The sequence below is a fragment of the Pseudomonas sp. ZY71 genome (assembly GCF_036542145.1).
GTDB lineage: Bacteria > Pseudomonadota > Gammaproteobacteria > Pseudomonadales > Pseudomonadaceae > Aquipseudomonas > Aquipseudomonas koreensis_A.
In genome coordinates this window covers 6358221-6377268 of sequence record NZ_CP144274.1, presented here as the reverse complement: position 1 = coordinate 6377268, position 19048 = coordinate 6358221, and the positions used below count along the sequence as shown (strand labels likewise).

The following is a 19048-nucleotide window of genomic DNA, read 5'->3' as shown; positions in this document are numbered from 1 at the left end:
AATGCTGACTGACACACCGCTATCGCGAGCAGGCTCACTCCTACAGGGGGACGCGGTGCACTGAAAATGGGTTGCCATGTGGGCTGCTATGCTGGTTTGACCGTGTTGCATTGACGCCGAGCGCGAGCCAAGAGAGAGCCCGTCATGTCCCAGTTGCCGTCCCTGAGCCAGTTACGTGATCCCGATGCCTTCCTGCGCCGTCACCTCGGCCCCGATGCTGCCGAACAGCAGGCGATGCTCGACAGTCTCGGCCTCGGTAGTCGAATCGAACTGATCGAGCAAACGGTGCCGCCAGGCATTCGCTTCAATCGCGCGCTCGACCTGCCACCGGCGCTGGATGAACAAGCAGCGCTGGCCAAACTGCGCGGTTATGCCGAACAGAATCAGGTCTGGACCAGCCTGATCGGCATGGGCTATCACGGCACACTGACGCCGACCGTCATCCTGCGCAACGTCCTGGAAAATCCCGGCTGGTACACCGCGTACACGCCGTATCAACCGGAGATCGCCCAGGGCCGGCTCGAAGCGCTGCTGAATTTTCAGCAGTTGACCATCGACCTCACCGGGCTCGAATTGGCCAACGCCTCACTGCTCGATGAAGCCACGGCAGCGGCGGAAGCCATGGCGCTGGCCAAGCGTGTGGCGAAGTCGAAGAGCAACCTGTTCTTCGTCGATGAGAACTGTCATCCGCAAACCATTTCCGTGGTGCAGACCCGCGCCGAAGGCTTCGGTTTCGAGCTGATCATCGACGCTGTGGATAACTTGAAACAGCATCAGGTGTTTGGCGCGCAGCTGCAGTATCCCGACACTCACGGCGAGATCCGTGATCTGCGGCCGTTGATCGATCACTTGCATGCGCAACAGGCGCTGGCCTGTGTCGCGACGGATCTGTTGAGTCTGCTGTTGCTGACGCCGCCAGGTGAGCTGGGCGCCGATGTGGTGTTCGGTTCTTCCCAGCGCTTTGGCGTGCCGATGGGATATGGCGGCCCCCATGCGGCGTTCTTTGCCAGTCGCGAGGAATACAAACGGGCGATTCCGGGACGGATCATCGGTGTGTCGAAAGATGCCCGGGGCAACGTGGCGCTGCGCATGGCGTTGCAAACCCGCGAGCAACATATCCGCCGTGAGAAGGCCAATTCGAACATCTGCACCGCGCAGGTGCTGCTGGCCAACATCGCCAGTTTCTACGCGGTGTATCACGGCCCGGAAGGTTTGAAACGCATCGCCCAGCGCACGCATCGGTTGACCTGCATTCTGGCGGCCGGGCTTGAGCGCAAAGGCATCAGTCGGGTCAATGCGCAGTTCTTCGACACGCTGACGCTGGACGTCGGCGGTGCGCAAACCGCGATTATCGAAAGCGCTCAAGCCGCACAGATCAATCTGAGAATACTCGGGCGCGGTCGAGTGGGGCTGAGTCTCGATGAGACGTGCGATGAGAGCACCGTGGCCAAGCTGTTCAATGTATTGCTCGGCGCCGATCATGGGTTGAATGTCGATGAACTTGACGCTGAAGCCCTGAGCTTGGGCATCCCCGACAACCTTCAGCGCAAAACCCCGTACCTGCGCCACCCGGTGTTCAACGCTCATCACAGCGAAACCGAGATGCTGCGCTATCTCAAACAACTGGAAAACAAGGATCTGGCGCTCAACCAGTCGATGATCCCGCTGGGCTCCTGCACCATGAAACTCAACGCCACCAGCGAAATGATCCCGATCACCTGGCCGCAATTCGCCAATCTGCATCCGTTTGCGCCTCGCGAGCAGGCCGTCGGTTACACATTGATGATCGAGGAACTGGAACGCTGGCTGTGCGCAATCACCGGCTTCGATGCGATCTGTATGCAGCCCAACTCCGGCGCCCAAGGCGAGTACGCCGGGCTGCTGGCGATCCGCAAATATCATGAGAGCCGTCAGCAGGGTGCGCGGGATATCTGCCTGATTCCGTCCTCGGCCCACGGCACCAACCCGGCCTCGGCGCAGATGGCCGGAATGCGCGTGGTGATCGTCGAATGCGACGAGGCGGGCAACGTCGATCTGCCGGATTTGAAAGCGAAAGCCGCCGAGGCTGGGGATAAGTTGTCGTGCCTGATGGCAACCTATCCGTCGACTCACGGTGTGTACGAGGAGGGCATCAGCGAGATCTGCGAGGTTATCCACAAGCATGGCGGTCAGGTGTACATGGACGGCGCCAACCTCAATGCGCAGGTCGGGCTGGCGCGGCCGGCAGACATCGGCGCCGACGTCTCGCACATGAACCTGCACAAGACTTTCTGCATTCCCCATGGCGGCGGTGGGCCGGGCATGGGCCCGATCGGCATTCGTGCGCATCTGGCGCCGTTCGTCGCCAATCACCCGGTGGTGCCAATCGATGGGCCGTTGGCGCAGAACGGCGCCGTCAGCGCGGCGCCATGGGGCAGTGCAAGTATTCTGCCGATCAGTTGGATGTACATCGCCATGATGGGCCCGCAATTGGCGGACGCCAGCGAGGTGGCGATCCTGGCAGCGAATTACCTGGCGCAGCATTTATCCGGCGCGTTCCCGGTGTTGTACACCGGGCGCAACGGGCGCGTGGCTCATGAATGCATTCTGGATTTGCGGCCATTGAAGGCGCAGACCGGGATCAGTGAGGAGGACGTCGCCAAGCGTCTGATGGATTACGGTTTCCATGCGCCGACCATGTCCTTCCCGGTGCCGGGAACCTTGATGGTCGAGCCGACCGAGAGTGAATCCAAGGCTGAACTGGACCGCTTTATCGGTGCAATGTTGAGCATTCGCGCAGAAATCACTGAGGTGCAGAACGGCAACTGGCCGGCCGAGGACAACCCGTTGAAACGAGCGCCGCATACCCTGGCGGATGTCACTGGAGTCTGGGAGCGGCCGTACAGCATCGAGCAGGGCATTACCCCGGATGCGCACACCAAGGCGCACAAGTATTGGCCGGCGGTGAATCGGGTCGACAATGTCTACGGCGATCGCAACCTGTTCTGCGCGTGCGTCCCGGTGGATGATTACCGCTGAACTCTCTGGTGGCACACTGTCTCCTGTAGGAGTGAGCCTGCTCGCGATAGCGGTGAATCAGTCACCGGAGAATTTGCTGATACACCGCTATCGCGAGCAGGCTCACTCCTACAAGGGATTGTGGTGATCCTGAAATCCGGGCAAAAAAATGCCGCTCATTTGAGCGGCATTTTTTGTTACTCGGAAGCCACGGCGTTCTTCGCCAGAATCGCATTCGCCAGTTCCATATCGGTCGCCTGCAGGCCCGGATTGTCGGCGCGGACTTTCTGCATCGCGGCTTCCAGATACGGCCCACGAATGCCGCCGTCACTGGCAACGAAGCTGCCGGCATCGTCCTGTGCGGCGATGATCAGCTTGTGATCCTTGAAGGTCAGGTAGGTCGAACCGGTGGTGGCACCGGACGAAATGACGTTACGCCAAAAGCTGTCCGCCATGGCCGAACCAACGGGAAGGGACAGCAAGGCCAGTGTGGCAGCAGCAAGTTTGAGACGCATGATGAGATGACTCCTGGGGGGTTAACTGAGGCGTTGGATCGCCATTTCCCCGATCCGGTTCCGTACCCGGCTATTCGGCGTGTTCCACTAGCAAAACCGCACCCTGCTGCCCGGTCACGCGCACGCGTTCGCCGAGCGCTGTGTCCGGCCCGCGAGCGATCCACACGCCATCGGCCACCTTGATCTTGCCGCGACCGTCGACAATCGCCTCACTGACCACGAACACTTTGCCGATCAATTCCTGACCGCGCAGGTTCAGCAGTGGTTGATCGCTGCTGCGCACTGCCGTGCGCTGACGGCGCCACCAATACAGCGCCGTGAGAATCGAAAACACGGCAAACAGCAGCAGTTGAATCTCCCACGGCAGGGTTGGCAACACGAACGTAGTGACGCCGACAGCGGCCGCTGCCATGCCGATCCACAACAGGTAGCCGCCCGCCCCGAACACTTCGAGGATCAGCAACACGGTGCCCAGCCCCAGCCAGCTCCAGAAGGTGAACAGTTCGGTGGGCATGACTCAGGCCTTCTTGCCGTCGAAGGTCGCCTTGACGATTTCGCCGATCCCGCCCACGGCGCCGATCATCGAACTGGCTTCCAGCGGCATCAGGATCACTTTGCTGTTGTTGGCCGACGCCAGTTTGCCCAGCGCGTCGATGTATTTCTGTGCAACGAAATAGTTGACCGCCTGAACGTTACCGCCAGCGATGGCCTCGGACACCACTTTGGTCGCCTGAGCTTCGGCTTCGGCCTGACGCTCACGGGCTTCCGACTCGAGGAATGCGGCCTGACGACTACCTTCGGCTTCGAGAATCTGTGCCTGCTTCTTGCCCTCGGCGGTGAGGATCGCCGAGGCGCGCAGGCCTTCGGCTTCGAGGATTTGCGCGCGTTTGATCCGCTCGGCTTTCATCTGCCCGGACATCGCCGCCATCAGATCGGCAGGCGGGCTGATGTCCTTGATTTCGATCCGGGTGATCTTGATGCCCCACGGCGCGGTGGCTTCGTCGACGGTGCGCAGCAGACGTTCGTTGATGTTGTCACGCTGGCTGAGCATCGCATCGAGTTCCATCGAGCCGAGCACGGTGCGGATGTTGGTCTGCAGCAGATTACGAATGGCGTGCTCAAGGTTGTTCACCTCGTACGCGGCCTGGGCGGTGTTCACTACCTGGAAAAAGCACACCGCATCGATCTGCACCGTGGCGTTGTCGGCGGTGATGACTTCCTGCGGCGGGATATCCAGCACGCTTTCCATCACGTTGATCTTGCGCCCGATCCGGTCCATCACCGGAATGATGATGTTCAGCCCAGGCTTGAGGGTGTTGGTGTAGCGACCGAAGCGCTCGACCGTCCACTCGAACCCTTGCGGCACGACTTTGAAGCCCATGAACAGGATGGCGACGGCCAGGGCCACAAACAGTAAAAGTACACTTCCGGTCTGCATAACGATTCCTTGTTGGATAGATCAGTGGCGCAAGTGTAACGGCGTGGCCCGGGGTTAAGAACTGATTGATGGCAATTTGCTCATTTGAGCTCACTCTGCGGCGTCACGCGCAACACCTCTTCAACCGTGGTCAGCCCTGCCGCAACTTTCTGCGCGCCGGACAGACGCAGGCTACGCATGCCTTCCTTGAAGGCCTGGCGCCGAATGGCGGTGAGGTCGGTATCCGGGGTGATGAAAGCTTTGAGGCTGTCGCTCAGTTGCATGATTTCGTAGACCCCGGCGCGGCCGCGATAGCCGGTGTCGCGGCATTCCACGCAACCGATGGCGCGTTGCGCGTTGCTCGGCAACGGCGCTTGCCACGGGCGGGTCAGGGTTTGCCAGTCTTCTTCTTCGAGCGTCAGCGGCGCCTTGCAATGCGGACACAAGGTGCGCACCAAACGCTGGGCCATGACCCCGAGCACAGTGGCTTTGATCAGATAATGCGGCACGCCGAGTTCGAGCAGACGACTGATCGCGCTGGGGGCGTCGTTGGTGTGCAGGGTCGACAGCACCAAGTGTCCGGTGAGCGCCGCCTGAATCGCCATTTCAGCGGTTTCCAGATCGCGAATCTCGCCGATCATGATGATGTCCGGGTCTTGCCGCATCAGCGCACGCACCCCGGCGGCGAAGCTCAGGTCGATGTTGTGCTGCACCTGCATCTGGTTGAACGCCGGCTCGACCATTTCGATCGGGTCTTCGATGGTGCAGAGGTTGACCTCCGGCGTCGCCAGTTTTTTCAGCGTGGTGTACAGCGTGGTGGTCTTGCCCGAGCCGGTCGGCCCGGTGACCAGAATGATGCCGTTGGGCTGGCGGGTCATGTCCTGCCAGCGGCGCAGGTCATCGGCGCTAAAACCCAACTGGTCGAAATCCTTGAGCAGCACTTCCGGGTCGAAAATCCGCATGACCATTTTTTCGCCGAACGCTGTAGGCAGGGTCGAAAGGCGCAGCTCGACTTCGCCGCCGTCCGGGGTCTTGGTCTTGACCCGGCCGTCCTGGGGTTTGCGCTTCTCGGCGACGTTCATCCGCCCGAGGCTTTTAAGGCGACTGACAATTGCCATGGTCACCTGCGGCGGGAATTGATAAACGTTGTGCAGCACGCCGTCGATGCGAAAGCGCACGGTGCCTTGCTCGCGGCGCGGTTCGATATGGATATCACTGGCCCGCTGCTGAAAGGCGTACTGAAACAGCCAGTCAACGATGTTGACGATGTGCGCGTCGTTGGCGTCCGGCTCCTGATCGCTGGCGCCGAGGTTGAGCAGTTGTTCGAAATTGCCGAGGTTACCGCTCTGAGCGTCGGCATTGCTGGCGCCGCTGACCGATTTCGCCAGGCGGAAAAACTCGACACTGAAGCGCTGGATGTCCGCCGGGTTGGCCACCACCCGTTTGATTGGCAGCTTCAATACATGGGTGAGATCGGCCTCCCAGCCGGTGACATAAGGCTGGGCGCTGGCCACGGTGACCGAATCCCGGTCGACCGCCACGGCGAGAATCTTGTGCCGTTGTGCGAAGGCGTAGGACATCAATGGCGTGATCGCGGCGACGTTGATCTTTAGCGGATCGATACGCAAATACGGCTGGCCGGCCTGCTGCGCCAGCCACAGGGTCAGGCTCTCCAGGTCGAGGTGTTTGCCTGGACGGCTAAGGTCGTCGAGTTGCTGACTGGCGATGAATTCCAGCGGATGCATCTGGCCGTGGGCGGCGTGACGGCGACGGGCGTTCAGCGCCTGCTCCGCCGCGTCCTGGCCGATAAAGCCTTGGGCGACCAGTTCACGCAGCACCTCGTTGAGTTCCAGCCAGCGGTCCTGAGTGGCGAGTTGAACGGACATGCGGGCTTCCTTTTGAGCGACAGTGCGCAAAAGGATAGTCGTGGCCCCGCAGACCGTTGGGCCACTACCCGACGAAGCCGTTGCCGGATCTGTCAGCCAGCGGCTTGGGCGGGCGCATCCCAAGCGCTGTCGGCGTTTTGCAGATTGACCGAGCAGACGCTGATCAGGTTACGAAGTTTTTCCGCGATCACTTGCGCGCGATGCCAACTGAAACCGCCCATGACAATGTCGATCGACATCAAGTCATCCATGCGCTGCACGTTGACCTGCTCGGGTGTGAGGAACTGCAACGCGAACAGGTTGAGCACCCGCACCAGCAAGTCCGGCTCAGCCTCTGCGAGGATCTGATACTGCGCCAGGCAATGGGCGTTGCTGACGTTCCAGACATCGGCGCGGGTAGGGGCGCTGTTCACGGCTTCGAGGTGCGGCATGACGAGTCTCCATAATCTCTGGAGGAATTTTTACATTCGGCACGGGGTATTTCTTGGCTATGATCGGCGTTAATGACGGTTGATCGAAAAGATCAATTCGCGGAAATACGTAATCGAGGTTTTTCTATGCACAGTGAGCTGGACAGCTACGACCGCAAGATTCTCGCCTTGCTGCAAGAGGACGCTTCACTGTCGAGCGCGCAGATCGCCGAGCAGGTGGGCTTGTCCCAGTCGCCGTGCTGGCGGCGGATTCAGCGGATGAAGGAGGAGGGCATCATTCGTGGCCAGGTGACATTGCTCGATCGCAAGAAGATCGGCCTGAACACGCAGATCTTTGCCGAGATCAAACTCAACGCGCACGGGCGTTCGAACTTCACCGAGTTCACCGAGGCGATTCGCGGCTTTCCGGAAGTGCTGGAGTGTTATGTGCTGATGGGCGCGGTGGATTTTTTGCTGCGGATTGTCGCGGCGGACATCGAGGCGTATGAGCGGTTCTTTTTCGAGAAACTGTCGCTGGTGCCGGGGATTCAGGAAGTGAATTCGATTGTGGCGCTTTCTGAAATCAAGTCCACCACCAGCCTGCCGGTTTGAGGTAAGGCAGCTGGCCTCTTCGCGAGCAGGCTCGCTCCCACAGGGGATTGCATTCCAATGTGGGAGCGAGCCTGCTCGCGAAAGCGGTATTACATGCGCAGGAGCATTTTCCACGCGCGATTCTGGTAAACCGCAATCGCCTGCTGCTTGCGTGCATCGAGCAGTTCGTCAGTGATCGTCGGCTCGTTGGCCAGTTGCGCCAGTTTGTTCAGTTCGCCGTACAGGCGATCCATTTCCGGGATCTCCAGCACGTTGCGGGCGTGGTGTAGCCAGACCTGAATGCGCTCGATACGCGGCAGTTGCTCAGCCAGATCTTCCGGCTGCTGCTGATAACGTTGCAATTGCAGGGCCGTGGCTTCTTCGCCCAAGGTACGCGGCAGCCAGCTGTGCAACTGCGCACCGCCCTGACGATTGCCACGCACATTGCGCTCGGCGGTCCAGGTGCGAGCCAGCAACCAACGCGAAGTGTTCAGCGAGAACGAGCCCCAGCGCGGGTCTTCGAGTTCTTCGAGGAACTGCTCCGGTGCGGCTTTGCGCACGTCTTCGTCTTCGATACCGGCCTGGACCAGCGGGCGCCAGTCTTCCAGCAACGCATCCAGGGCAACGCGCAAGTCGTGCGTCGACTGACGCGGTGCGGCCTGGCCGAGGCTGCTGAGCAGGGCGCGCATTTCGGCGAGGTTCTCGACCCAGTCGAGCAACAGGCGCCAGTGGCCGTTGAAACGGTACTGTTCAGCCAGACGCTGGCTGCTGCCGAGCAAATGCCAGCTCAGCGCGGCGAAGGCGTCGTCGAGTTGGGTTTCCGCGGTCAGCTCCGGTGCCGGCAGGCTCAGCGAGTAGCTGTTGGCGTCGTACAGACGATAACCGCGTTCGGCCTTGCTGATGTCGCACGGCATCAGCGCCAGGGTTTCCGCCAGTTCGGCAGCCAGTTCCAGCAGCGCGGCAGGCTCGCCTTCGCGCAGTTCCAGTTCCAGCTCGCAGATTTCTTCTTTCTGCTTGCCGACTACCACGTGACCGAGGTCCAGCGCGGCTTCGATAACCACTTTGGATTTGCCACGGCCCCAGGCGATTTCCGCACGTTCGCGGACGAAATCGGTGGTGAAGATCGGCTTGAGGGTTTTCTTGTCCAGCTCGGCCAGCGACTCGGGCCAGCATTCGCCGTCGAGTTTCTTCACGTCGAGCTTGGCTTTCGGCAACGTCCAGTCGTACTCGTTACGCTCGGACAGACCGGCGACACTCTGGCCACGGGTCTTGAGGGTCTGAATCACTTCGTCACCGTCCTTGCGCAGGCGCAGGGCAACTTTGGCCTGCGCCAGATCGCGCTCGGGGGTGTCGAAGTACTGGTTCATCAACTCACGGCGTTCCCAGCCACTTTTGTTGCGTTTTTTCAGTAACGGGTGCTCGCGCAGGGCGGCGAGGGTTTCGCGGCTGACGCGGAGTTTGATTTCGGTTTCTTTCTGCATGGCCGGAAAATCCAGGATCGGGAGCGCAGCCGGGGGAATGTGTGGCTGCCAAGGCCGTGCAGTGTACAGGACTGATTCGTCCTACGCCCTGCGGCGGTTTATTCCTGACGCCGGATGGCTCTATGATGGACTTCAAATCGGGAGTTGGAGTCAGCGATGCCTTTGCCGTCCATGCAAGACCAGTTCGCTGCGCTGATCGCCGCGCCATCGGTCAGCTGTACCCAACCGAACCTCGATCAGTCCAACCGCGCGGTGATCGATTTGCTCGCCGGCTGGCTGGGTGACCTCGGTTTCAGCTGCGATATCCAGCAGGTCAGCCCCGGCAAGTTCAACCTGCTCGCCAGTTTCGGCAGCGGCCCCGGCGGGCTGGTGCTGGCCGGGCATAGCGACACGGTGCCATACGACGATGCGTTGTGGCAGACCGATCCGCTGAAGCTCACTGAAGTCGATGGCCGCTGGGTCGGGTTGGGCAGTTGCGACATGAAAGGTTTCTTCGCGCTGATCATCGAAGCGGTGTTGCCGCTGCTCGATCAGCCGTTCAAGCAGCCGCTGTTGATCCTCGCCACCTGCGATGAAGAAAGCTCGATGTCCGGCGCCCGTGCGCTGGCCGAGGCCGGACGTCCGCTGGGCCGCGCGGCGGTAATTGGCGAGCCGACCGGGCTCAAACCGATCCGCATGCACAAAGGCATCATGATGGAGCGCATCGACATCCTCGGGCAGAGCGGCCATTCGTCGGATCCGCGCCTGGGCCACAGTGCCCTCGAAGCGATGCACGATGCGATCGGCGAACTGCGCGGCCTGCGCCTGTTGTGGCAACGTGAATTCAACAACCCGCAGTTCAGCGTGCCGCAGCCGACGATGAACTTCGGTTGCATTCATGGCGGCGATAATCCCAACCGTATCTGCGGTCAGTGTTCGCTGGAGTTTGATCTGCGGCCATTGCCGGGCATGGACCCGAAAGTCCTGCGCGCAGAGATCCTGCGCAAGCTCAACCCGGTCGCCGAGCGACATCAGGTCAAGATTGATTACAAGCCGTTGTTCCCGGAAGTGCCATCGTTTGAACAGTCGGAAGACGCCGAACTGGTGCGCATCGCCGAAAAGCTCACCGGTCATAGCGCCGAAGCAGTAGCGTTTGGCACCGAAGCGCCTTATCTTCAGCGCCTTGGCTGCGAAACCATCGTGCTTGGCCCCGGTGACATTGCCTGTGCACATCAGCCCGGCGAGTACCTTGAAATGTCACGTTTGCAGCCTACCGTGCATCTATTACGGCAACTGATTGAACATTACTGCCTGACTGCTGACGAACGATGATCCATCCCTGTGGGAGCGAGCCTGCTCGCGAAAGCGCCAGTTCAGACACCTCGATGTCGACAGATACACCGCTTTCGCGAGCAGGCTCGCTCCTACAGGGATTGTGTTTTGCCTGATCAAACGCTGTAAATTGCCAGCATCCCAACCCGTATTCATGAGGAGAGCGCGCGTGTCGCCAAGCCTGTTCCGACGATAACCATCAGCCCGCTGTGCGTTTTCCGTTTCGCCCCTTTTTAGGCTGCTATTTATTACAGGCCCAGGTTCATGCCCGAATACGTTAACTGGCTCCGTCACGCGTCCCCTTACATCAATGCCCACCGCGACTGCACCTTCGTCGTCATGCTGCCCGGCGACGGCGTGGAGCATCCGAATTTCGGCAACATCGTTCACGACATCGTCCTGCTGCACAGCCTTGGCGTGCGTCTGGTGTTGGTACACGGTTCGCGCCCGCAAATCGAAACCCGCCTCGCCGCGCGTGGCCTGACCCCGCATTACCACCACGGCATGCGCATCACCGATGCCGCGACCCTGGAATGTGTGATCGACGCCGTTGGCCAGTTGCGCATTGCCATCGAAGCGCGGCTGTCGATGGACATGGCTTCGTCGCCGATGCAGGGTTCGCGTTTGCGCGTGGCCAGCGGCAACCTCGTCACCGCACGGCCGATCGGCGTGCTCGAAGGCGTCGACTATCACCACACCGGCGAAGTGCGCCGGGTCGACCGCAAAGGCATCAATCGCTTGCTGGATGAGCGTTCGATCGTGCTGCTGTCGCCGCTGGGCTACTCGCCGACCGGGGAAATCTTCAACCTCGCCTGCGAAGACGTCGCCACCCGCGCCGCCATCGACCTGGGCGCAGACAAACTGCTGCTGTTCGGCGCCGACCTCGGCCTGATCGATGAGAACGGCAAGCTGGTGCGTGAGTTGCGTCCACAGCAAGTGCCGGCACATTTGCAACGTCTTGGCAGCAACTATCAGGCGGAATTGCTCGATGCCGCCGCCGAGGCTTGCCGTGGCGGCGTGGCGCGCAGTCATATCGTCAGTTATGCCGAAGACGGCGCGCTGCTGACCGAGCTGTTCACCCGTGACGGTGGCGGTACGCTGGTCGCGCAGGAGCAATTCGAACTGGTGCGCGAAGCGGCGATTGAAGACGTCGGCGGCTTGCTCGACTTGATCAGTCCACTGGAAGAGCAGGGGATTCTGGTGCGGCGTTCGCGCGAAGTGCTGGAGCGCGAGATCGAGCAGTTCAGCGTGGTCGAGCGTGAAGGCATGATCATCGCCTGTGCAGCGCTGTATCAGATTGCCGATTCCGATGCCGGTGAACTGGCGTGCCTGGCGGTGAATCCGGAGTACCGCCATGGCGGTCGCGGTGATGAACTGCTGGAGAGAATCGAGACCCGTGCGCGGGCGCAGGGTTTGAAAACCTTGTTCGTCCTCACTACGCGTACTGCGCACTGGTTCCGCGAGCGTGGTTTCGAACCGAGCAGCGTTGAACGCCTGCCAGCGGCGCGGGCGTCGCTGTACAACTTTCAACGTAATTCTAAAATCTTCGAAAAGCCCCTATAAACCTCGTCGCTCCATTCGCGAGCAGGCTCGCTCCCACAGGAAAATGCATTCCAAAGTGTGGGAGCGAGCCTGCTCGCGAAGCTTTTATTGCGCCACGAATTTCGCGCTGACGTACGGCGAGTAGTCCGGCAGCACCGTTTCAACCTTGCCCTGTTCCTTCAAAAACTTCGCCGTCTCGCCAATCGCCTTCGCCGTGCCGCCCTCCAGCAGCGCCGTGGTTTGCTGCGCCTTGGCATCCGGGAACGCTGAACCTGCGAGCAATTCCGGTACATCAGCGGCATTGGCACCGGTCAGTTTGGCGATTTTCTGTACCGGCACCGAGTCAGCCGTCCAGCTGTCTTTATGCGCCGCGTAATCGGCAAATGAATCCAGCGTGACCTTGGCGAATTTCGCTACGACGTCTGGATGCTTATCGGCGAAATCCTTGCGCGCGACCCAAACCTCGAAGGTCGGCGCGCCCCACTGACCGACCTGCGCGGCATCGGTGAGGGTCTTGCCTGTCTTGCGGATTTCACCCAGCGCCGGCGACCAGACAAAAGCACCATCAATGTCGCCGCGTTTCCACGCAGCGGCGATTTCTGCGGGTTGCAGGTTCACCACTTTGACTTTCGAGGCGTCCAGGCCCCAGTGCTTGAGGGCGCCGAGCAGGCTGTAGTGTGAGGTCGAAACGAAAGGTGTGGCGATGGTTTTACCGACCAGGTCCTGGGGTGTGTTGATACCGCTGCCATTGCGCACTACCAGCGCTTCGGCGGCATTGATCTGCGCCGAAACGATGAACGCCACAATCGGCAGATTGCGCGAAGCGGCAGCGGCTAACGGGCTGGAGCCGAGGTTGCCGATCTGCACGTCACCGGATGCAATGGCTGTCACAACTTCCGGGCCACTGTTGAAGCGGCGCCAGTCGATTTTCTCGCCGATGGTTTTTTCGTAAACGCCGTCGGCCTGGGGGACTTTGCTCGGGTCGATACCGGTTTGATAGCCAACGGTGAGGTTGGCGGCATGGGCCGAAAAAGAAATCAGTGCTGACACACAAACTGTAACAAATTGACTAGATAGTGCGCGTTTGGCCATCATGGCGTCGCCTTTTCGATAGGGTTTGACGAATTGCGGTTGCGCCAAAGCTAATCGATATAAAAAAAGGCTAACAAATACCATTTAGGAATGAGCTTAGTCGCCGATACGCTGTTTCCCGGCGGAGGTGGCACGATACTGGCCATATTCCGAAATGATATGAAAAAGAATGAATAAATTCTTTTTGGGTTTATCAGGAAATCTTTACTCTGCACGGACCAAATCACTGCGATTAGACCTTGGTCGTAGACATGAAAGGTTACGATTGACTTGTCAGTCACGGTCTGGCGCTAATCGCGCATCTTAGGACTCAGGGCATCAGACCCCGGGCCAGGAACACAAGAATTAGAAACGAGAGGAGCTTTACATGAACAAGTCCACCTTGGCCCTGGCTGTGGCCGTAGGGGTTATGGCGCAGCAGGCAGGCGCCGCCGGTTTCATCGAAGACAGCAAAGCTACTTTGGGGCTGCGTAACTTCTACATCAACACTGATAACCGTGATGGCGATACCAAAGCTGCCAAGGCTCAGAACAAGCAAGAAGAATGGGGCCAAGGCTTCGATCTGCGTTTCATCTCCGGTTACACCCAAGGCACCGTAGGCTTCGGTATCGACGCCATCGGCCTGGTGGGCGTGCGTCTGGATTCGGGTGGCGGCACCAACGGTGCCACGTCGACTTCCTATGGCGGCACTGTATTCCCGAGCAAGTCCAACGGTGAAGCGGTCGACAACTACTCCAGCCTGGGTCTGACTGCCAAAGCCAAGATCTCCCAGACCGAACTGAAGCTCGGCACCCTGCAGCCAAAACTGCCGGTCATCGTGACCAACGACGGTCGTCTGCTGCCGCAAACCTTCCAGGGTGGCCAGATCACTTCGAGCGAGATCAAGGATCTGACGCTGGTTGCTGGTCAAATCGAGCACGCCAAGGGCCGTAACTCCAGCAACAACGAAGAGTTGTCGATTGCTGGCTCCAACGCTCACACCGCTGCCGGTCGTGACAGCAACAAGTTCATCTACGGTGGTGGCGACTACAAAATCACCAAAGACCTGACTGCCCAGTACTACTACGGCAATCTGCAGGATTACTACAAGCAGCACTTCCTGGGTCTGGTACACAACTGGGCAATCGGCCCGGGTGTATTGAAGTCTGACTTCCGTTACTTCAACAGCCGTGACGATGGCGCCAACGGTAACGACCCTGCCTACTACACCACCGGTGACTACGGCACTGGCATCACCAAAGGTAAAGTCGACAACAACCTGTACAGCGGCTTGTTCCTGTACACCGTTGAAGGTCACACCTTCGGTGGCGGTTATCAGGTCAGCAACGGCAACAGCGACTTCCCTTGGCTGAACCAGGGTGACGGCTCGTCGGCTTACATCACTACCGACATGCAGATTGCCAAATTCGCCCGCGCTGGCGAGCGTACCTGGCAAGCTCGCTACTCGTACGACTTCGCCAAAGTTGGCGTACCTGGCCTGACCGCCGGTGTGGTTTACCTGCGTGGCGATAACATCGACACCACCGGTAAAGTCGGCGACCGCCAAGTCAGCACCAACGCGACCGGCCGTTCCGAGTGGGAACGCGACCTGACCATCGGTTATGTCGTACCGGAAGGCCCGCTGAAAAACGTTGGCCTGATGTGGAAAAACGCTACCTGGCGCAACGACATCCCAGGTCAGCGTGACCAGGATGAAAACCGCCTGATCGTCAGCTACTCGATCCCGCTGCTGTAATAGCGCGTTTCGATTCGTTGATGTAAAAAAAGCCCCGTCCGGCATCGCGCCGGACGGGGCTTTTGCGTTTTCGAGTCAGGCCCACCCCCGTAAGCCCTCCCCGAATTTCCCTCTTTACTGCAACTCAAGGCCTTCTCGAACCTTGCGACCGATGTTCGTCGGGATGTCGTTCAGCGTCCAGTGAACAGATGTTTAATATTCGTTAATGATCTAGATATCTAGTTATTTATTCTTTTTCACGATGGTGAATCCCGGGCTACAGTTGAGGTCTCGAACAACTCATCAGGAGCAGCATCATGAGCCTCAGACTCGGCGACATCGCCCCCGATTTCGAACAGGATTCCAGCGCCGGCAAGATTCGTTTTCACGAATGGCTGGGCGATAGCTGGGGCGTGCTGTTCTCCCACCCGGCGGACTTCACCCCGGTGTGCACCACGGAGCTGGGCTTCACCGCCAAGCTCAAGGATGAGTTCAGCAAGCGCGGCGTCAAAGCCATTGCGCTGTCGGTCGACCCGGTGGACTCACACCACAAGTGGATCGAAGACATCAACGAAACCCAGAACACCATCGTCAACTTTCCTATCCTGGCCGATGCCGATCGCAAAGTTTCCGACCTCTACGATCTGATCCACCCGAACGCCAACGACACGCTGACCGTGCGTTCGCTGTTCGTGATCGATCCGAACAAGAAGATTCGCCTGACCATCACTTACCCGGCGAGCACCGGGCGCAACTTCCACGAGATTCTGCGGGTGATCGATTCGCTGCAGCTCACCGACAACTACAAGGTGGCTACGTCGGCCAACTGGCAGGACGGTGAAGAGGTGGTGATCGTGCCTTCGTTGAAAGATGAAGAAGAGATTAAGCAGCGCTTTCCGAAGGGTTATCGCGCGGTGAAGCCATACCTGCGCCTGACGCCGCAGCCGAACAAGTGAGATTTGCGGTGTAGTCACCACCGCCATCGCGAGCAGGCTCACTCCTACAGGGAAACGCATTCCAAATGTAGGAGTGAGCCTGCTCGCGATGGCGTTAGTCCAGTCACCACGGAACCACTAAGCAGGGGATTTCAGGCCGTTTCGACGGCCTTTTTTTTCGCCTTGAATAACGCAAATCCTATATCTCCAAAACGCATAACCAAATGAATAAATATGATTTATGGATATATAAATCAGCTGGTAAGGTCACTCCATCGAAGCGAGATCGCAACCCGCGAATCGCCTGCAACGCTTAAGGAATTGTCTCGATGCTGGTCGTCTCACTCGGTGGCAGTCCCAGCCTGCGCTCCCGGTCCGGGGTGCTGCTGGAACGCTCGCAACGTTGGTTGCAGCAGCAAGGGGTGGAAGTGGTGAGTTATCAGGTGCGGGACTTCCCGGCCGAGGATTTGCTCCATGCCCGCTTCGACAGCCCGAAGGTACTCGACCTGCTGCAACAGATTGAAAACGCCGATGGCCTGCTGATCGCCACACCGGTTTACAAAGCGTCGTTCTCCGGCGCTCTGAAGACCCTGCTGGATCTGCTGCCCGAGCGCGCCCTGAACCACAAGATTGTCTTGCCGATGGCCACTGGCGGCAGCATCGCCCACATGCTGGTGGTCGATTACGCCCTCAAGCCCGTGTTGTCGGCGCTGAAAGCCCAGGAAATGCTCCAGGGGATTTTCGCCGAGGACAGCCAGATCGCTTACGGCGAAGGCAGTGCGGCGGCGCAACTGGCACCGGCGCTGGAGCAGCGACTGCATGAAGCGCTGGATCAGTTTGTCGGCGCCATGGCGCGCCGGCCAAAGCCGTTGGAACCGGGCCTGTTGAACGAACGTTTGTTGAGTGCTCGCTGGAGCATTTAAGCCTCATCGAAATTTGAAGTACTGGCCTTACTCGCCCGCCAACGGGCAAGCAGGTGCAGCCAAAACCCAACAGCAAAAAGGAGAGCGCTATGCGCACTGTATTTTTGCGTCGTGGTCTGGTCGCTCTGTTTGCTGCGGCTGTCACCTTCGGCGCCATCACTCAAGCTCAAGCCGAGACTCTTCGGATCGGTTATCAGAAGTACGGCACGTTGGTGCTGCTCAAGGCCAAGGGCACTTTGGAAAAACGTCTGGCCGCCCAAGGCGTCGACGTGCAATGGACTGAATTCCCCGGCGGCCCGCAGCTGCTGGAAGGCCTGAACGTCGGCTCGATCGACTTCGGTGTCACCGGCGAAACCCCGCCAGTTTTTGCTCAGGCTGCCGGCGCCGATTTGCTTTACGTCGCTTATGAACCACCAGCGCCGAACAGCGAAGCGATCCTTGTGCCGAAAGACTCGCCGATCAAATCGGTGGCCGATCTCAAAGGCAAGAAAGTCGCGCTGAACAAAGGCTCCAACGTCCACTACCTGCTGGTGCGTGCGCTGGAAGACGCCGGTCTCAAGTACACCGATATTCAAACCGTATTCCTGCCGCCGGCGGATGCTCGCGCTGCGTTCGAACGTGGCAGCGTCGACGCCTGGGTCATCTGGGATCCGTACCAGGCTGCCGCCGAGAAACAACTGCAAGCGCACACCCTGCGCGACGGCAAAGGCATCGTCGACAACCACCAGTTCTACCTCGCGACCAAGCCTTACGCCGAGAAAAATCCTCAGGTGATCAAGACCCTCGTCGAGGAAGTGCGCGCCGTTGGCGAGTGGTCGAAAGCCAACCCTGAAGACGTGACCCAACAAGTTGCGCCACTGCTCGGCCTGCCGGCGGACATCACTCTGACCTCGGTGAAACGCCAGGGCTACGGCGCGCTGTTCCTGACCCCGGAAGTGGTCGCCGCGCAGCAGAAAATCGCTGACACGTTCTACCAGCTCAAGCTGATTCCCAAGCCGCTGAGCATCAAGGATGTGATCTGGACACCACCGGCCGCTGTGGCTAAAGCGCAGTAATTCGAATCCCCAAGGAGACCACTCCATGAGCCTCAATATCTTCTGGTTCCTGCCTACCCACGGCGACGGCCATTACCTTGGCACCGCCGAAGGCGCTCGCGCCGTCGACCACGGTTATCTGCAACAGGTCGCGCAAGCGGCGGATCGTCTGGGCTTCGGCGGTGTGCTGATCCCCACCGGCCGCTCTTGCGAAGACTCGTGGTTGGTGGCGGCGTCGCTGATCCCGGTGACCCAGCGTCTGAAGTTCCTCGTTGCCCTGCGTCCCGGGATCATTTCCCCGACGGTGGCAGCGCGGCAGGCAGCCACGCTGGATCGTCTGTCCGGCGGCCGTGCGCTGTTCAACCTCGTGACTGGCGGTGACCCGGAAGAATTGGCTGGCGACGGTCTGTTTCTCAGCCACGAAGAACGCTATCAGGCCTCGGTGGAATTCACCCGCATCTGGCGTCGTGTGCTCGAAGGCGAAACCGTCGATTACGACGGTCAGCACATCAGCGTGAAAGGCGCCAAGTTGCTCTACCCGCCGATTCAGCAACCGCGTCCGCCGCTGTACTTCGGTGGCTCGTCGGAAGCGGCGCAGGACTTGGCTGCTGAACAAGTGGAAATGGTCCTGACCTGGGGCGAGCCGCCAGCAGCGGTGGCCGAGAAGATTGCACAAGTTCGCGCCAAGGCCGCCAAGCTCGGCCGCACCGTACGCTTCGGCATTCGTCTGCACGTGATCGTCCGTGAAACCAACGCTGAAGCGTGGCAAGCGGCGGATCGGCTGATCTCGCACCTGGACGACGACACCATCGCTCGCGCTCAGGCTTCGCTGGCGCGTTTCGATTCGGTCGGCCAGCAACGCATGGCCGCACTGCACGGTGGCAGCCGCGACAACCTCGAAGTCAGCCCGAACCTCTGGGCCGGCGTTGGCCTGGTGCGCGGTGGTGCCGGTACGGCGCTGGTCGGCGATGGCCCGACCGTGGCCGCACGCGTCAAGGAATACGCGGATCTGGGCATCGACACCTTTATCTTCTCCGGTTATCCACACCTTGAAGAGTCGTATCGCGTCGCTGAACTGTTGTTCCCGCACCTCGACATCGAGCGTCCGGAACTGCCGAAAAGCGCCGGTTATGTCAGCCCGTTCGGCGAGATGGTCGCCAACGACATTCTTCCCAAAGCCGCGTCGCAGAGCTGAGGCGC

At 59.8% G+C, this 19048-nt stretch carries 16 protein-coding genes; 9 read left to right on the top strand and 7 right to left on the bottom strand.

Translation table 11 applies throughout. The features are described from left to right. The first annotated feature begins 144 nt into the window (after positions 1-144). Positions 145-3018 carry an aminomethyl-transferring glycine dehydrogenase gene (gene gcvP, locus VY732_RS28400; protein ID WP_331693003.1) on the top strand — a complete coding sequence of 958 codons (2874 nt, stop codon included), beginning with the start codon at positions 145-147 and terminating at the stop codon, positions 3016-3018. 176 nt (positions 3019-3194) lie between these two features. Here gcvP and VY732_RS28395 read toward each other — a convergent pair whose 3' ends face one another. The 5 genes from VY732_RS28395 to VY732_RS28375 all read right to left on the bottom strand — a co-directional run bounded on the left by VY732_RS28395 (position 3195) and on the right by VY732_RS28375 (position 7246). Then, the gene (locus VY732_RS28395; protein ID WP_331695899.1) at positions 3195-3515 is read right to left on the bottom strand and encodes a DUF2388 domain-containing protein; all 321 of its coding nucleotides are present in this window, start codon (positions 3513-3515) and stop codon (positions 3195-3197) included. A gap of 67 nt (positions 3516-3582) precedes the next feature. After that, the gene (locus VY732_RS28390) at positions 3583-4026 is read right to left on the bottom strand and encodes an NfeD family protein (protein WP_077574968.1); all 444 of its coding nucleotides are present in this window, start codon (positions 4024-4026) and stop codon (positions 3583-3585) included. A gap of 3 nt (positions 4027-4029) precedes the next feature. Further along, entirely contained in the window at positions 4030-4950 is a 921-nt protein-coding gene (locus VY732_RS28385) for an SPFH domain-containing protein (RefSeq protein ID WP_016983812.1), read from the bottom strand. 80 nt (positions 4951-5030) lie between these two features. Beyond that, the gene (locus tag VY732_RS28380; protein WP_123593556.1) at positions 5031-6815 is read right to left on the bottom strand and encodes a GspE/PulE family protein; all 1785 of its coding nucleotides are present in this window, start codon (positions 6813-6815) and stop codon (positions 5031-5033) included. Between the two features lie 92 nt (positions 6816-6907). After that, positions 6908-7246 carry a hypothetical protein gene (locus tag VY732_RS28375; protein WP_331693001.1) on the bottom strand — a complete coding sequence of 113 codons (339 nt, stop codon included), beginning with the start codon at positions 7244-7246 and terminating at the stop codon, positions 6908-6910. A 126-nt stretch (positions 7247-7372) separates the two neighbouring features. Here VY732_RS28375 and VY732_RS28370 point away from each other — a divergent pair, with 126 nt between their 5' ends. Continuing rightward, positions 7373-7837, top strand: a complete 465-nt coding sequence (locus tag VY732_RS28370) for an Lrp/AsnC family transcriptional regulator (RefSeq protein WP_016983809.1) — start codon at positions 7373-7375, stop codon at positions 7835-7837. 89 nt (positions 7838-7926) lie between these two features. On the opposite strand, the gene VY732_RS28365 is transcribed toward VY732_RS28370, so the two are convergent. Continuing rightward, entirely contained in the window at positions 7927-9297 is a 1371-nt protein-coding gene (locus VY732_RS28365; RefSeq protein WP_123593557.1) for a CYTH domain-containing protein, read from the bottom strand. Positions 9298-9453: 156 nt separating this feature from the next. On the opposite strand from VY732_RS28365, the gene argE reads away from it, so the two are divergent. After that, a complete protein-coding gene (argE, locus tag VY732_RS28360) occupies positions 9454-10608 on the top strand; it encodes an acetylornithine deacetylase (RefSeq protein WP_038359003.1) in 1155 nt (384 codons plus the stop codon). Positions 10609-10872: 264 nt separating this feature from the next. Further along, positions 10873-12171: an amino-acid N-acetyltransferase gene (argA, locus tag VY732_RS28355; protein WP_034151976.1), complete on the top strand. Its 1299-nt coding sequence runs from the start codon at positions 10873-10875 to the stop codon at positions 12169-12171. A gap of 84 nt (positions 12172-12255) precedes the next feature. Here the strand turns inward: argA and tauA are convergent, their stop codons facing one another. Beyond that, positions 12256-13245: a taurine ABC transporter substrate-binding protein gene (tauA, locus tag VY732_RS28350; RefSeq protein ID WP_442968555.1), complete on the bottom strand. Its 990-nt coding sequence runs from the start codon at positions 13243-13245 to the stop codon at positions 12256-12258. Positions 13246-13609: 364 nt separating this feature from the next. Between tauA and VY732_RS28345 the strand changes: the two genes are divergently transcribed. The 5 genes from VY732_RS28345 to ssuD all read left to right on the top strand — a co-directional run bounded on the left by VY732_RS28345 (position 13610) and on the right by ssuD (position 19043). Further along, the gene (locus tag VY732_RS28345; RefSeq protein ID WP_331692999.1) at positions 13610-14977 is read left to right on the top strand and encodes an OprD family porin; all 1368 of its coding nucleotides are present in this window, start codon (positions 13610-13612) and stop codon (positions 14975-14977) included. A gap of 296 nt (positions 14978-15273) precedes the next feature. Then, complete coding sequence (locus tag VY732_RS28340) at positions 15274-15912, top strand: peroxiredoxin (protein ID WP_331692998.1); 639 nt, start codon at positions 15274-15276, stop codon at positions 15910-15912. 308 nt (positions 15913-16220) lie between these two features. Next, positions 16221-16814: an NADPH-dependent FMN reductase gene (gene ssuE / locus VY732_RS28335; protein ID WP_034151973.1), complete on the top strand. Its 594-nt coding sequence runs from the start codon at positions 16221-16223 to the stop codon at positions 16812-16814. 89 nt (positions 16815-16903) lie between these two features. Beyond that, entirely contained in the window at positions 16904-17869 is a 966-nt protein-coding gene (locus tag VY732_RS28330) for a sulfonate ABC transporter substrate-binding protein (RefSeq protein ID WP_137218529.1), read from the top strand. Positions 17870-17894: 25 nt separating this feature from the next. After that, positions 17895-19043 (top strand): FMNH2-dependent alkanesulfonate monooxygenase, encoded by a 1149-nt coding sequence (gene ssuD, locus VY732_RS28325; protein WP_018928626.1) that lies wholly within the window; start codon positions 17895-17897, stop codon positions 19041-19043. Positions 19044-19048: the final 5 nt, after the last annotated feature.